This is a genomic window from Methylomagnum ishizawai, assembly GCF_019670005.1.
Taxonomy (GTDB): domain Bacteria; phylum Pseudomonadota; class Gammaproteobacteria; order Methylococcales; family Methylococcaceae; genus Methylomagnum; species Methylomagnum ishizawai.
Genome location: NZ_AP019783.1, coordinates 4,126,808 through 4,140,744, shown reverse-complemented (window position 1 = coordinate 4,140,744; position 13,937 = coordinate 4,126,808). Strand labels below are relative to the sequence as shown.

Sequence of the window (13,937 nt, the reverse complement as noted above, 5' to 3'; positions counted from 1 at the left end):
AATAATTTTTACTGACGATTTAAGGTATCACTCATGCAATGGGAAACCGTCATCGGGCTGGAAATCCACGCCCAGCTTGCCACGAAATCCAAAATCTTCTCCGGCGCCCCCACCGCCTACGGGGCCGAACCCAATACCCAGGCTTGCGCCATCGATTTGGGAATGCCGGGCGTGCTGCCGGTCCTGAACCGCGAAGCCGTCCGCATGGCGGTCAAGTTCGGGCTGGCCATCGGGGCCAAGGTCGCGCCGCGCTCGGTGTTCGCGCGCAAGAACTACTTCTATCCCGACCTGCCCAAGGGCTACCAGATCAGCCAGTACGACCTGCCGGTGGTCAGCACCGGGCAACTCACCATTGAGGTGGACGGCGCGGAGAAAACCATCGGCATCACCCGCGCCCATCTGGAAGAGGACGCCGGTAAATCCCTGCACGAGGATTTCCACGGCTATTCCGGCATCGATCTCAACCGGGCCGGGACGCCGCTCTTGGAAATCGTCTCCGAGCCGGATTTGCGTTCGGCGAAAGAGGCCGTGGCCTATATGAAAAAGCTGCACGCCCTGGTGCGCTATCTCGAAATCTGCGACGGCAATATGCAGGAAGGTTCGTTCCGCTGCGATGCCAATGTCTCGGTGCGCCCGGTCGGCCAGGAGAAATTCGGCACCCGCGCCGAGATCAAGAACCTGAATTCCTTCCGTTTCGTCGAGAAGGCCATCAATTTCGAGATCGAGCGCCAGATCGAGTTGATCGAGAACGGCGGCACGGTGGTGCAGGAAACCCGGCTCTACGACGCCAACAAGGACGAAACCCGCTCCATGCGCAGCAAGGAGGAAGCGAACGATTACCGCTATTTCCCCGACCCGGATTTGCTGCCGCTGGAAATCACGTCCGAATTCATCGAGGACGTGCGCGGTGGCTTGCCCGAATTGCCGGACGCCAAGCGCGACCGCTTCAAATCCCAATACGGACTCAACGACTACGACGCCGGCGTTTTGACCGCCACCCGCGAACTGGCCGATTACTACGAGGCCGTGGTGCGGGCGGCGGGCTGCGATGCCAAGCTGTGCGCCAACTGGGTGATGGGCGATTTGGCCGCCGCGCTCAACAAGGCCGGGTTGGAGATCGAACAAAGCCCGGTCGAACCGGCCCGCTTGGCCGGGTTGGTGCAACGCATCGCCGACGACACCATTTCCGGCAAGATCGCCAAGCAGGTGTTCGAGGCGCTGTGGGAAACCGGCGACAGCGCCGATGCCATCATCGAAAAGCAGGGCTTGAAGCAGATCACCGATACCGGCGCTATCGAAGCCATCATCGACCAGATCATCGCCGCCAATCCCGAGCAGGTGGCGGGCTATCGCGGCGGCAAGGAGAAGCTGTTCGGGTTCTTCGTGGGGCAGGCCATGAAGGCGACCGCCGGCAAGGCCAATCCGGCGCAGTTGAACGAGTTGCTGAAGCGGAAATTGCAGGGCTAAACCCGAGGGGTGGAGGCGCATATGGGGGCGGTGGCGGAACGGCTAATCACGGCGGACGAACTTTGGCACATGCCGGACGATGGTCAGCGGCATGAACTCATCAAAGGGGAAGTGACGACGATGGCACCGGCAGGCTCGGAGCATGGCATCGTGGCTTTGCGGATCGGTAGGCTTTTAGGCAATTTTGTCGAAGAGCAAGCCTTGGGTGAAACCTTCGGGGCCGAGACTGGCTTTAAGATCGGCTCGAATCCCGACACGGTGCGGGCGCCGGACGCGGCTTTCGTATCCAGGGCGCGGTTCGAGGCGGTCGGGAATACGCGGAAATTTTGGCCCGGTGCGCCCGATTTGGCGGTAGAGGTGATTTCCCCAGGCGATGGCTATACCGAAGTCCAGGACAAGGCATTCGATTGGCTCGCGGCTGGCACCCGCATGGTGGTCGTGGCCGATCCGCGCAAGCGTCGGATCACGGTCTACCGCTCTTTGTCCGACATCCGTGTGCTGACCGATCAGGATACCCTCGATGGCGGCGATGTGGTGCCCGGCTGGTCGGTGCCGGTCGCTTCGATTTTCAGGACGGTTTGAACAGGAACTCTTCGGATGCAATTCCAGGACACTTCGGATAAGCAGGCGCTCGCCAAACTCGTCCCCACCCTCATGGGCTTCGCCAAGGTGGCGGAGGGACTCGCCAACCGCTTCAAGGGCGCGGTGTTGTGGGGCACGGTGAGCGGCGGCGTGGCGGCGGTGTGGCTGGCGTTCTTCGCCCACAGCGTTTGGCACGCATCGACCGCGGTAACGGTCGGCGTGGGCGTGGTGCTGGCGGTGCCGGCCATGGTCGCGGGCTGGTGCTGGTCGGTGCTGGACGACGCGGTCGGGATGCCGCAGCGCATCGCCGATTGGGTGCAACGGGCCAAGCTCTATGCGGGCGACGCCAAGGAGCGGCTGCAAGGGGCCAAGCCTTCCGGCGGGCGCTTCAAGGATTTGTGGCAACTCGGCGGACTCACGGTCGAACTCGCCATGATGGGGGGCGACGCCCGCGACCTGTTAGGCTTGGTCGGCGGTACCCTGGCCCTCACCAATCCCGTGTTCCTGTTCGCCTTGATCGGCTCGGGCTTGGCGATTGGGTTGGTGGATTTGGGCGGCTTCATCGCCGGGCTGTTCTACCTGTTCCGCTAAAACGGAATCCTCAGTCCCAATTCCACCGTATTGCTGGTCAGATAGGACTGGCCCAGCCGCGCCTCGTAGCGCAGGAACGCCCCCACACCCCCGCCGAACGCCGCCGCCACCCCGCCGCCCAGGTTCACATAGTCCCGGTCCGGGTTGCCGGTCGGCAGGATGAACTGGCCGGTGCCCGCCGGGGCGTCGGCCAGGCGGATATGCAAAAGTTGGTTGTCGTTCAGGAACTGGTGTTCCCACTCGAAGCGCAGGGACGGCGTCAGCACGCCCCAGGCCGTACTGAACACATGGCTGAGTTGCAAGCCCGATACGCTGATGAAGGACTCGTAGGATTGCAGCCCGACCTGATAATTCAAGCCGCTGACGCCTTTTTCCTGGTAGGCTGGGATTTGCAGGTTGATGTACTCGAAACGGGCGTAGGGGTTGAGCGTCCAGGCGTCCAGGGCGAAATCCCGACCCAGCGTGGCCGAGAAGCCGTATTGATCGGCGTCGGGTTCGCTGAGCGCGAGGCCGTTGAAACCGGGATAGGCGAACTTCCGGTTCAGGTCGTTGTTGTAGCTGCCATAGGTCGCGGCCCAATCCAGATAAACCTCCAGGGGCAGGAAATAACTGCCATAGAACGCTGCCAACAAGGCGTTCGTGCCCATATTGCCGGAATCCTGGGTCATCAGCGCGTCGGTGCGGGTATAGCCGGTGGCGAGGCCCAGCACCAGTTGATCGCTCGCCCGGTAATCCGCGCCCAGGGTCAGGTTGTAGGTCTGATAATCGAAACTCGCGCTGCCCTTGTCCTTGCCGCCCGCCTGATATTTGCCCTGCACGAACCAGCCCCAGGGACCGTCGCGCAATTCCCCGTCGCCCGAGCCCCCGCCTTGATGGCGTTGCCCATCGATATCGAAGCTATAGGCGGGTTCCTGCCCGGCATGCAAGGCGGCGAGGCGGGCGCGGGTGTCGATCTGGGCCATGCGCAGCTTGATCGGCATCCCCGATTGCGGCAGGAATTGATACGGGGTCAGCTGGTTGATGGCCTGGGCTTGTTGCTGGGGGCCGAGGGCTTGGAGTTGGGTGCAGCGCCCGGCCAGGCTGCCCGTGGCCTCGGGGCAGGCCTGGTCCAACGCGGCCCCGAGGCTGCGCTGATAGGGCGCGAGGCCGGGCAGGCCGGCGAAATCGTCCGCCGTACCCGTCGGCGGTAGCGCGGCCAGGGCCAGGAGCGGCAGCAAATTCCGCCCGGTCCGCTGGACCGGCGGTTTCTTGAAAGCAAGGCGATGGTTCATGGCGATGGACCTGGGAAGCTGTGGAAGCCTATAAAGTGTCGCATGATCGAGAGCGGTTCATTCCGCCTGTCGCGGACAAGATGTGATTAAACCGGGGATTTGCGTATCAGGTCCAGTGTGAAAATGCTTGAGGCGGCGGGCGGGCTTCTCGGGTAAATTCTCGGCAACTTTCCCAATCCGCCTTCCCGTAGGAGTATTCCCCATGAAATCCCGATCCTCGGCCCCGCCACCGGATTGGCACAGCCTGAGCCTCGATGCGGTCTTAGCCCGGTTGGAGGCCCGGTCCCAAGGCCTGGGCGCGGCGGAGGCCGGATGCCGTCTGGCCCAATACGGTCCCAACCGTATCGAGCGGGGCCGCGGCGTGTCCTTGCCGGGGGTGTTCCTGGCCCAGTTCAAGAGCATCCTGGTTTTCATCCTGCTGCTGGCGATAGGGTTCTCGGTCTATGTCGGGCACGAGGTCGAGGCGGTGGTGATCGGTGCCATCGTGCTGCTGGCCGTGGTGCTGGGCTGTGTGCAGGAATACCGCGCCGAACGGGCCATGGAAGCCTTGCAGAAATTGGCGGCCCCCACCGCCTCGGTCCTGCGCGATGGCAAATTCATCGAGATCGCGGCCGAGCGGCTGGTGCCGGGCGATGTGTTGCGCTTGCAGACCGGCAAGCGCGTCCCCGCCGATCTGCGCCTGATCGAAGCGGTGAACCTCAAGATCAACGAAGCGCCCCTGACCGGCGAGTCGGAACCCGCCACCAAACAGGCCGAAGCCTTGCCCGATCCCCAAGCCGCCTTGGCCGACCGCGGCAACATGGCCTATGCCGGCACGGCGGTGGTCCATGGCCGGGGCCGGGGCGTGGTGGTCGCCACCGGGATGGGCACCGAATTTGGCCGCATCGTCGGCCTGCTCCGGGCCACGGCCCAGCGCGATACGCCCTTGCAGCGCAGTTTGGACAAGGTCGGGCGCGTCCTGGCCGGGGTGGCTTTGTTGATCGTGGTCGCCATCGTGGTTTCGGGGATGCTGCGCGGGGCGGACTTCCACGGGATGTTGCTGTTCGGCATCGCCCTGGCGGTGGCGGTGGTGCCGGAAGCCCTGCCCGCCGTGGTCACGATTTCACTCGCCATCGGCGCCCACCGCATGGCGGCGCGGAACGCCTTGATCCGCCGCCTGCCCGCCGTGGAAACCCTGGGCTGCACCTCGGTCATCTGTTCGGACAAGACCGGCACCCTGACCAAGGACGAAATGACCGTGCGCAAGCTGTGGGTGGCCGGGAAAACCCTCAGCCTGACCGGGGTGGGTTACGAGCCGGTGGGGCGGATCGTGTCCGGCGGCTACGAGGTCAAGATCACGCCGCCCCTGTCGGCCTTGCTGGGCGCGATGGCCCTGGCCAACGACGCCGAACTGCTGCGGGCCGGACGCGGGCGCTGGGAGGTCAAGGGCGATCCCACCGAGGGCGCGCTATTGGTCGCGGTCGCCAAGGCCGGGGCCAACAAAGCCCAACTCGAAGCCCGCTTCCCCCGCGTCGCCGAAATCCCCTTCACCTCCGAATCCAAGCGCATGACCACGCTGCACACCGACCCGGAGGGTGGTTTGCTCGCCTGCGCCAAGGGGGCGGTGGAGGTGATCCTGGCGTCCTGCACCCATTGGCTGACACCACGCGGCGAAACCCCGCTGGACAGCGGCACCCGCGCCCGCATCCAATCCGAGGCCGAGCGCATGGCGGTGCAGGCGCTGCGCGTCCTCGCCATCGCCGCTAAATCGAACACGGAAGCCGAGACCGCGGAAACCGGGCTGTGCTTCCTGGGCTTGGTCGGCATGATCGACCCGCCCCGGCCCGAGTCCAAGGCCGCCATCGCCACCTGCGCCCAGGCCGGCATCAAGGTGGTGATGATTACCGGCGACCATCCCATGACCGCCCGCGCCGTGGCCCGCGAACTGGGCATCCTCAAGGATGGCCGGGTGGTGACCGGGGCCGAGCTGGACACGATGGACGAGGCCAAGCTGGCCCTGGCCGCGCCGGTGATCGAGGTCTATGCCAGGGTTTCGCCCGAGCATAAGCTGCGGGTGGTCGCGGCCTTGCAAAGCCTGGGGCGGGTGGTCGCCATGACCGGCGACGGGGTCAACGACGCGCCCGCCTTGAAACGGGCCGATATCGGCATCGCCATGGGCGTGACCGGCACCGATGTGTCCAAGGAAGCCGCCGCCATGACCCTGACCGACGATAATTTCGCCTCCATCGTGGCGGCGGTGGAAGAGGGGCGGGGGATTTTCAGCAATATCAAGAAATACCTGATGTACCTGCTGTCCTCGAACATCGGCGAAATCGGCCTGATGGCGGGGGCGACCCTGGCCGGCTTGCCCCTGCCCTTGAGCGCGGTGCAAATCCTCTATGTCAATCTCGCCACCGATGGCCTGCCCGCCGTGGCCTTGGCGGTCGATCCGCTCGACAAGGGCTTGATGTCGCGTCCGCCCCGCGATCCCAAACGCGGTATTTTCAGCCTGCCGGTGTTGCTGCTGATGCTGGTGGGGGGCTTGTGGTCCACCCTGGTGAATTTGGGGGTGTTCGTCTGGGCCTTGCGCGAGGGCCGGCCCCAGGCCGAAGCCATGAGCCTGGTGTTCGCCACCCTGGTCGTGACCGAGTTCGTCAAGGCTTACCAGTTCCGTTCGGACCACCGCTCGGTGTTCCACCGCACTTTCGCCAACCGCTGGCTGAATTTGGCGGTGCTATGGGAGTTGGCGCTGCTGGGCTTGGTGCTGTACCTGCCGTTCCTGCAAGACTTGTTCGGCACGCTGCCCCTGACGGCGGCGGATGGACTCAGGGTGGTGGGCGCGGCCTTGACCCTGGTGCCGGTATTGGAATTGGCGAAGTGGGGGGTGCGGCGGTGGGGCTTGGGATAACCCGCCGGGTTTCTGGGCGATACCCGCCAAGAGTCTTATAAGTGGTGATTATTCCAGCGGGATGAGGCTTGCCCTGACCTCCTGTTCCATCCGCTCGAAATCGGCCTCGGTCATGGTCTCGGAAAGCGATAGCTTCATATCCTTGCGCTTGTTTTGCATGAAGGCGCTGGTTCTCAATTCCGGCTGGCGTTCCAGGGAAATCTCCGTTTGAAAGAAAGTGGATAGGTTTTGTAGGCAGGCGGGGTTTTCCTCGAACAAATCCTTGGATTCGATTTTGAGGATGGCGGCCCCCAAACCCGATAGGTATCTTTCGTAATAGCGGGCGCGCCTATCGGTTTCCAGGGTATACCAATAGCATAGTTGATAAGGGGTCCATGGTTTTTTGGGGATGAGCTTATAAACGTGCGGATCGTTGGGGCTGAGCAACCATTTCAGCCCCAGCGGTGTGATGTCGGGTACGGTTTCCAGCCTGAGCAGGCTGAGGGCCACCGCCCGGTTGTCGCGCTTCAAGATCAGGATATCGGGTATCACCCCCAAATCCAGGAGCGGTTCGACAAAGCCTTTGCAGAACATATGGCTGGATTCAAAATAGGTATGTCCATTGGGGTGGGATTTGAGGGATTCGATATGGGGCAGTTTGTAATATTTCCAGAAATCGCGGGCCAGCCGGGAGTCCCTTTGGGCATCGCGCATCACTTCCACGAAATTGGGGGCCGGTTCGTGGAAAGCTTGTACCCCATTGGCACGCAAGACTTGCGTGATGTATTTGGAGCCGGACCGGCCGGTCGTGATGGTGAATATCAGTCTTTTACTCATGGGCGAATCCAGGGTGGCGGGGGAAACTTGGCCGGGCGGGGTGGGTATTCATGGCGGGGGGATTTCCCCCGGAAACCGCCGGGGAGGTGGCGTGGAATCAGCCGAGTAATAATTCCACCTCGACCGCCCGCTTTTCTCCGTCGATGCGGAAACCCCGCAATTCCAATACCCCCTTGGTGTCCAGCGAGACGATGAGATACAGCGCCTCCGGGTAGGCCGCGAGTTCCAAGTCGGTGGCGGAAGGTTCGGCGGGGGCTGCGGGGTGGGAATGGAAGATCGCGAAGAGTTCTTCGCCCTTTTCGCGCATGGCGCGGAGGACGCCGATATGTTGCTCGGGGTCCAGGCGGTAGCGGCGCTCCGGGTCGTCCGCCGTGTTGCGGATGGGGTAGCAGGTGGTGGGCTGGCCGTGCTTGCCGCCGATCAGGCCGCAGATTTCCTGTTCCGGGGAAGATTGCGCGTAATGCAGTAATTGGTTGACCAAGTGGCGGGGCAGGGCGATGGGGGCGTAGGACATGGGCGCTCCGAAGGTTTTAGGCGGATGGGGCAAGGCCGGGCCAAAGCGCCGTGGTGGTGCGCGGATGGCCTTGCAGGTCGTGGTGATGGGCGATGTCGGCGTAGCCATGCGCGGCCAGGAGATCGGCCAGGGCGGCGGCTTGGTCGTAGCCATGTTCCAGCAACAAATGCCCGCCCGGTTTGAGATGGTGGCGGGCACCCGCCGCGATGGTTGTCAGGGCGTCCAGTCCCGTGGGACCGGAAGCCAGGGCCAAGGCGGGCTCGAAGCGCAAATCGCCCTGGGCCAAATGCGGGTCGCGCTCGGCGATATAAGGGGGATTGCTGGCGACGAGGTCGAAGCGCTCGTCGGTGGCCAAAGGCCCGAACCAAGCGCCTTGCAACAAGCGGATATGGGCCACCCCGTGGCGGACGGCGTTCTCGCGGGCGACGGCGAGGGCTTCGGGGCTGAGGTCGATGGCGGTGACGCTAGCCCTGGGCCGCTCGGCGGCGAGGGTCACGGCGATGATGCCGCTGCCGGTGCCGAGGTCGAGGATGGCGGCGGACTCCTGGATGGAAATCCGCGCCAGGGCCAGTTCCACCAGCAATTCGGTCTCGGGGCGGGGAATCAGCACGCCGGGGCGCACGATGAAATCCCGCAACCAGAATTCCCGTTCGCCGATCAGATAGGCGATGGGCATTCCCGCCGCCCGTTGCTCGATCCAATCCCAAAAGCGCCCGGCTTGTCCGGGGGTCGGTTCCCGTTCCGGCCAGGCCCGCAGATAGGCGCGGTCGCGGCCCAGGCTGTGGCAGAGCAGGACTTCGGCGTCGAGGCGCGGGGTGTCGGTGAACGGGGCGAGGCGGTCGATGGCGGATTGGAGCGCCTGTTCCAGCGTCGGTATGGGCGGGTTCATTCCGCCGCCAATTGCGCCAGCAATTCCGCCTGATGCTCGTGGATCAAGGGTTCGATCACCGGATCGAGGTCGCCCGCCACGATGGCTTCGAGCTTGTACAGGGTCAGGTTGATGCGGTGGTCGGTGAGGCGGCCCTGGGGGAAGTTGTAGGTGCGGATGCGCTCGGAACGGTCGCCGCTACCGACCTGGAGCTTGCGCGAGGCGGCGATTTCGGCGTCCTGCTTTTGCTGTTCCGCCGAGAGGATGCGCGATTTCAGCAGCGACATGGCCCGCGCCCGGTTCTTGTGCTGGGAACGCTCGTCCTGGCATTCGACCACGATGCCGGTCGGGATATGGGTGATGCGGATGGCCGAATCGGTGCGGTTGACGTGCTGGCCACCCGCCCCGGAAGCGCGGTAGGTATCGACCCGGAGGTCCGCCGGGTTGATGTCGATCTCGACTTCCTCCACTTCCGGCAGGATGGCGACGGTGCAGGCCGAGGTGTGGATGCGGCCTTGGGCCTCGGTGGCCGGGACGCGCTGCACGCGGTGGGTGCCGGACTCGAATTTCAGCCGGGAATACACCTCCTGCCCGCTGATGCGCACGATGATTTCCTTGTAGCCGCCGAGTTCGCCCTCGCTCTCGCCGACCACTTCGGTTTTCCAGCCTTTTTGCTCGGCGTAGCGCATGTACATACGGCAAAGATCGCCCGCGAACAACGCCGCCTCGGCCCCGCCGGTGCCGGCCCGGACTTCGAGGAAGATATTGCGTTCGTCGTTGGGATCGCGCGGCAGCAGCAGGATTTCCAGTGCTTGTTCCAAGCCGTCGCGGCGGGTTTGGGCTTCGTCCAGTTCTTCCTGGGCGAGGGCGCGGACTTCGGGGTCCGGGTCTTGTTGCAGGTCTTGGGCGTAGGCGAGGGCGTCCAGGGTGTCCTGGTAATTGCGGAAGCAAGTCACCACCGGATTGAGCTGGGCATATTCGCGGCCCAGGGCGCGGAAGCGGTCCTGGTCGCTTTGGATTTCGGGTTCGGCGAGCAGCGCGGTGATTTCCTCGAAACGCTGGGACAGGTGTTCGAGTTTCTGGAGGATGGAGGGTTTCACGAAGATTTATGTGCCGTCTTTCAGTTGGAAGATTTCGCGGGCGGCGGCGATGAGGTCGTGCCGTTCGTAGATGCCCGCCTGTTTCAATTGGATGCTGGGGGTGTGGGTCAGCTTGTTGGTCAGCAGGTGGGCGAGGAGTTCCAAGGCTTGTTCCGGCGGACGGCCCGACTTGAGGGCTTGCAGGGCCTTGGCGAGGGCCTCGTCGCGCAAGGTTTCGGCCTGTTTGCGGAAATCCTGGATGGTGGTGATCGCGCCTTGGGCCTTGAGCCAGGCCAGGAAATGATCGACTTCGGTGTCGATGATCTCCTCGGCCTGCAAGGCGGCTTCCTGGCGCGAACGCAGGTTTTCCTCGACCGTGTTGCGGAGGTCGTCCACGGTGTAGAGGTAGACATCGCGCAATTGTTCGACTTCCGGCTCGATGTCGCGCGGCACGGCCAGGTCCACCATGAACATCGGCTTGTGTTTGCGGGCCTTGATGGCGCTCTCGACGCTGCCCTTGCCGAGGATGGGCAGGGGGCTGGCGGTGGAGGCGACCACGATATCGGCCCGCGCCAGATGCTTGGGGAGTTCGGATAGCGAAATCGCGAAGCCGTTGAATTGTTGGGCCAGGGCGTGGGCCTTGTCGTAGGTGCGGTTGGCGATGATGAGTTCGCCGATCTTGTTTTCGGCCAGATGGCGGGCGGTGAGTTCGATGGTTTCCCCGGCCCCGATCAGGATGGCGGTCTGGCGGCTCAGGTCGTCGAAGATGCGCTGCGCCAGGCGCACGGCGGCGAAGGCCACCGACACCGGGCTGGAACCGATGGCGGTATCGGTGCGGACTTTCTTGGCGGCGCTGAAGGTATGTTGGAACAGCTTGCCCAGGGTCTTGCCGAGGGTGCCGGCCTCGGCGGCGGATTGGTAGGCCGTTTTCATCTGGCCCAGGATTTGCGGCTCGCCCAGGATCATCGAATCCAGCCCCGAAGCCACCCGGAACATATGGCGGATGGTATCGGCCCCGCGATGGGTATAGAGGAAGGGCTGGAAATCCTCGCGCCGCAGGCGCTGTTCGTGGGCGATCCAATCGATCAGGGTTTCGTGGGGGGTTGGGGTTTCGGCGCCGCAGTATACTTCGGTGCGGTTGCAGGTGGAGAGGATCGCCACCTCGCGGACTTCCGGGAGTTGGATCAGCCCTTGCAGCGCGTGGTGCAGGCGCTCGGCGGGGAAGGCCAAGCGTTCCCGGATCGAGACCGGCGCGGTGTTGTGGTTCAGCCCCAAGGTCAAGATGCCCATGGATTCACTGTATTCGACTTTATTAAGAATATAATTCTAGGAAAAAAGCGGGGGCCGGGCCAATCGAACCCCGGTAAATTTGTCGCCACTCGTCAAGGAAGGCTAAAATCCCCGCCGTGCCCGTTGTCCTCGAACTCCTCCATCGTGTGGATACGCCTTCCGGGGGTGCGCTTTTCCGGGAACGCAGCGGAAACCAACCCTTGTCGAGGCGACTCCAATTTTCCTTTATTTCGATTCAGAGATTCCATCACCGTGGTGAAACGATTGGTCTATTTGGCCTGCGCCGGGGCGTTCTTGATCTCGGGTTGCGCCGGTTTGGGTATGTCGCGCAAAGGTGCCGACGGCGGCATGGAGAGCGACCTCAGGACGAGCGCCCGGCCTGTCGAGCGGGATTCGGAACTGGTCTACCTGCTGCTCGCCGCCGAACTGGCCGGGCAGCGTGGGCAATACGAAGTGGCCCTCAAGAATTATCTGCAAGTGGCCCGCCGCGACCCCGACCCCCAAATCGCCGAGCGCGCCACCCAAATCGCCTTGTATCTCAAGGACAGCGACAAGGCGTTGGAAGCCGCCCAACTCTGGTCCGAGCGCGATCCCAAAAGCGTTTCCGCCCGCCGCGTCGCCGCCATGCTGCTGCTGAAGACCGGGCAGGTGGACGCGGCCATCGCGCAATTCCAAGCCTTGCTGGCCCTGCCCAATCCCGACCTCGAAAACACCTTAATCGAACTGGTCAAATGGCTGGACGCCGAGTTGCCGAAAGAACAAGCCTTGGCGGCGATGCAGCAATTGGTCGGGCATTTCCCGCGCGAGGCGGAATTGCATTTCGCCTACGCCTTGCTGGCGAGCGGCAAGGGCGAGCATCAACTGGCCTTGGAAGAAACCGAACGCGCCTTGGCCCTGCATCCCGATTGGAGCCGCGCCCGTTTGTTGCAGGCCCAGGTGATGTCGCAGATGGGCGATTCCAAGGCGGCACGGGACGCCGTGCAACGGGCGTTGAAGGCCGAGCCCGGCAATATGCGCCTGCGTTTGATCTATGCGCAATTCCTGGCCAAGACCGGCGATTTCAAGATGGCGGAACGCGAGCTATCCCGCATCCTCGACAAGGAGCCGGATAACCACGACGCCCGCTTCGCCCTGGCCTCGACCTTGATGGAAATGGGCCAGGTCGACCGGGCCAAGCAGTATTTCCTGGAACTGACCGAGGTCTCGAAATGGCAGTCCCAGGCTTATTTCTATCTGGGCTTGATCGAGGCCAAGCGCGAGCGCCTGGATAATTCGCTGCGCTGGTTCGACAAGATCAATTCCGGCCCCTTGCAATTCGACGCCCAGGTCAATGCCATCACGGCGCTCATCAATCTGGGGCGCATGGGCGAAGCCCGCCAGCGTTTGGGCCAGGTGCGCAAGGCGTTCCCCAACGAGGCGTTGCGGCTCTATCTGCTGGAAGCGGAATTGCTGTCGAAGAACAAGGACTACGACGCCGCTTTCGAGTTATTGAGCGAAGCCTTGGAGCAACTGCCGGGACAACTGGAGTTGTTGTATGCGCGGGCCTTGGTCGCCGAGGAACTGGGCCGCTTCGATGTGCTGGAAGCCGATTTGCAGGCCGTTTTGGAAAAACACCCGGACGATCCCAATGCGCTGAACGCCCTGGGCTATACCTTGGTGGACCGCAATGTGCGCCTGGACGAGGCCAAGGACTATCTGGACAAGGCCATCGAATTGAAGCCCGAAGACCCGGCCATCCTGGACAGCTATGGCTGGCTGCAATACCGGTTGGGCGATCATCCGGCGGCTTTGGATTATCTGCGCCGCGCCTATGATTTGGTGCGCGATCCCGAGATCGGGGCGCATCTGGGCGAGGTGTTGTGGGAATCGGGCAAGCGCCAGGAGGCCAAGAAGGTTTGGAGGGAAGCGATCAAGAAAGACCCGGACCAGGACGCCGTGAAGAAGGTCAGGGCGCGCTACAAGGATGCCTTCAAATAAGCGATGGGGCGCGGCCCTGTTGCTGGCCGCGCTGATGGTTTTGCCGGGCTGCGCGTGGTTCCGCGGGACGGGCACCCCGGCACCCGCGGTGGAAGCCGACCGGGCGGCGCTCTACGCGCTCAAGGCTTGGCGCATGGATGGCCGGATCGGTATCCAGACCGCCCATGATGCTTGGCAGGCCAATCTGTTTTGGGAGCATGAACCGGCCCAGGACCGGCTGCGGATTTCCGGCCCCCTGAGCCAGGGCATGATTTCCATCGTGCTGCAAAAAGACCTGATCTACATCAACGAGGGCAACGGCGTCACCCGGCTTTCCCGCGATCCCGACGCGGCCTTGCGGGAACGCCTGGGGTTCGCGGTGCCCTTGTCCAGCCTGCGGAGTTGGATATTGGGCATCCCCGACCCCGGCCTCGAATCCACCCCGTTGCCCGCGGAAGAGGGCGCTGTCGGCGGATTCCGCCAATCCGGCTGGATGGTGCGCCTCGATCAATACATGGAGGCCAACGGCCATCCGCTGCCCCGGAAACTCCGGGTCCAAGGCTCCGGGGTGAAACTGAAAATCGTCGCCGACACCTGGGAAATCAAAGGTTAAGCC

Annotated in this window: 12 protein-coding genes; 6 read left to right on the top strand and 6 right to left on the bottom strand. The window is 63.5% G+C overall.

Translation table 11 applies throughout. The features are described from left to right. Nucleotides 1-33: 33 nt before the first annotated feature. The 3 genes from gatB (at nucleotide 34) to K5658_RS18645 (ending at nucleotide 2,640) form a co-directional block, all read left to right on the top strand. Nucleotides 34-1,467, top strand: a complete 1,434-nt coding sequence (gatB, locus tag K5658_RS18655) for an Asp-tRNA(Asn)/Glu-tRNA(Gln) amidotransferase subunit GatB (RefSeq protein ID WP_221064583.1) — start codon at nucleotides 34-36, stop codon at nucleotides 1,465-1,467. A gap of 69 nt (nucleotides 1,468-1,536) precedes the next feature. Further along, nucleotides 1,537-2,049 carry a Uma2 family endonuclease gene (locus K5658_RS18650; RefSeq protein ID WP_221064582.1) on the top strand — a complete coding sequence of 171 codons (513 nt, stop codon included), beginning with the start codon at nucleotides 1,537-1,539 and terminating at the stop codon, nucleotides 2,047-2,049. A 15-nt stretch (nucleotides 2,050-2,064) separates the two neighbouring features. Further along, entirely contained in the window at nucleotides 2,065-2,640 is a 576-nt protein-coding gene (locus tag K5658_RS18645) for a hypothetical protein (protein WP_221064581.1), read from the top strand. Here K5658_RS18645 and K5658_RS18640 read toward each other — a convergent pair. After that, on the bottom strand, nucleotides 2,637-3,911 hold the full coding sequence (locus K5658_RS18640) for an autotransporter outer membrane beta-barrel domain-containing protein (RefSeq protein ID WP_221064580.1): 1,275 nt from the start codon (nucleotides 3,909-3,911) through the stop codon (nucleotides 2,637-2,639). The genes K5658_RS18645 and K5658_RS18640 overlap by 4 nt on opposite strands. A gap of 202 nt (nucleotides 3,912-4,113) precedes the next feature. Here K5658_RS18640 and K5658_RS18635 point away from each other — a divergent pair, with 202 nt between their 5' ends. Further along, on the top strand, nucleotides 4,114-6,798 hold the full coding sequence (locus K5658_RS18635) for a cation-translocating P-type ATPase (RefSeq protein WP_221064579.1): 2,685 nt from the start codon (nucleotides 4,114-4,116) through the stop codon (nucleotides 6,796-6,798). Nucleotides 6,799-6,846: 48 nt separating this feature from the next. Here K5658_RS18635 and K5658_RS18630 read toward each other — a convergent pair whose 3' ends face one another. The 5 genes from K5658_RS18630 to hemA all read right to left on the bottom strand — a co-directional run bounded on the left by K5658_RS18630 (nucleotide 6,847) and on the right by hemA (nucleotide 11,365). Continuing rightward, a complete protein-coding gene (locus K5658_RS18630) occupies nucleotides 6,847-7,614 on the bottom strand; it encodes a hypothetical protein (RefSeq protein ID WP_221064578.1) in 768 nt (255 codons plus the stop codon). Nucleotides 7,615-7,711: 97 nt separating this feature from the next. Beyond that, nucleotides 7,712-8,128: a M67 family metallopeptidase gene (locus tag K5658_RS18625; RefSeq protein ID WP_221064577.1), complete on the bottom strand. Its 417-nt coding sequence runs from the start codon at nucleotides 8,126-8,128 to the stop codon at nucleotides 7,712-7,714. A 16-nt stretch (nucleotides 8,129-8,144) separates the two neighbouring features. Beyond that, nucleotides 8,145-9,017, bottom strand: a complete 873-nt coding sequence (gene prmC, locus K5658_RS18620; protein ID WP_246628495.1) for a peptide chain release factor N(5)-glutamine methyltransferase — start codon at nucleotides 9,015-9,017, stop codon at nucleotides 8,145-8,147. Next, entirely contained in the window at nucleotides 9,014-10,096 is a 1,083-nt protein-coding gene (gene prfA, locus K5658_RS18615; RefSeq protein WP_221064576.1) for a peptide chain release factor 1, read from the bottom strand. Before prfA ends, prmC begins: the two co-directional genes overlap by 4 nt. Nucleotides 10,097-10,102: 6 nt before the next feature. After that, nucleotides 10,103-11,365 (bottom strand): glutamyl-tRNA reductase, encoded by a 1,263-nt coding sequence (hemA, locus tag K5658_RS18610; RefSeq protein ID WP_221064575.1) that lies wholly within the window; start codon nucleotides 11,363-11,365, stop codon nucleotides 10,103-10,105. Nucleotides 11,366-11,617: 252 nt separating this feature from the next. On the opposite strand from hemA, the gene K5658_RS18605 reads away from it, so the two are divergent. Both K5658_RS18605 and lolB read left to right on the top strand, forming a co-directional pair. Further along, the gene (locus tag K5658_RS18605) at nucleotides 11,618-13,342 is read left to right on the top strand and encodes a tetratricopeptide repeat protein (protein WP_246628494.1); all 1,725 of its coding nucleotides are present in this window, start codon (nucleotides 11,618-11,620) and stop codon (nucleotides 13,340-13,342) included. Further along, the gene (gene lolB / locus K5658_RS18600; protein ID WP_221064574.1) at nucleotides 13,329-13,934 is read left to right on the top strand and encodes a lipoprotein insertase outer membrane protein LolB; all 606 of its coding nucleotides are present in this window, start codon (nucleotides 13,329-13,331) and stop codon (nucleotides 13,932-13,934) included. The genes K5658_RS18605 and lolB overlap by 14 nt, the downstream gene beginning before the upstream one ends. Nucleotides 13,935-13,937: the final 3 nt, after the last annotated feature.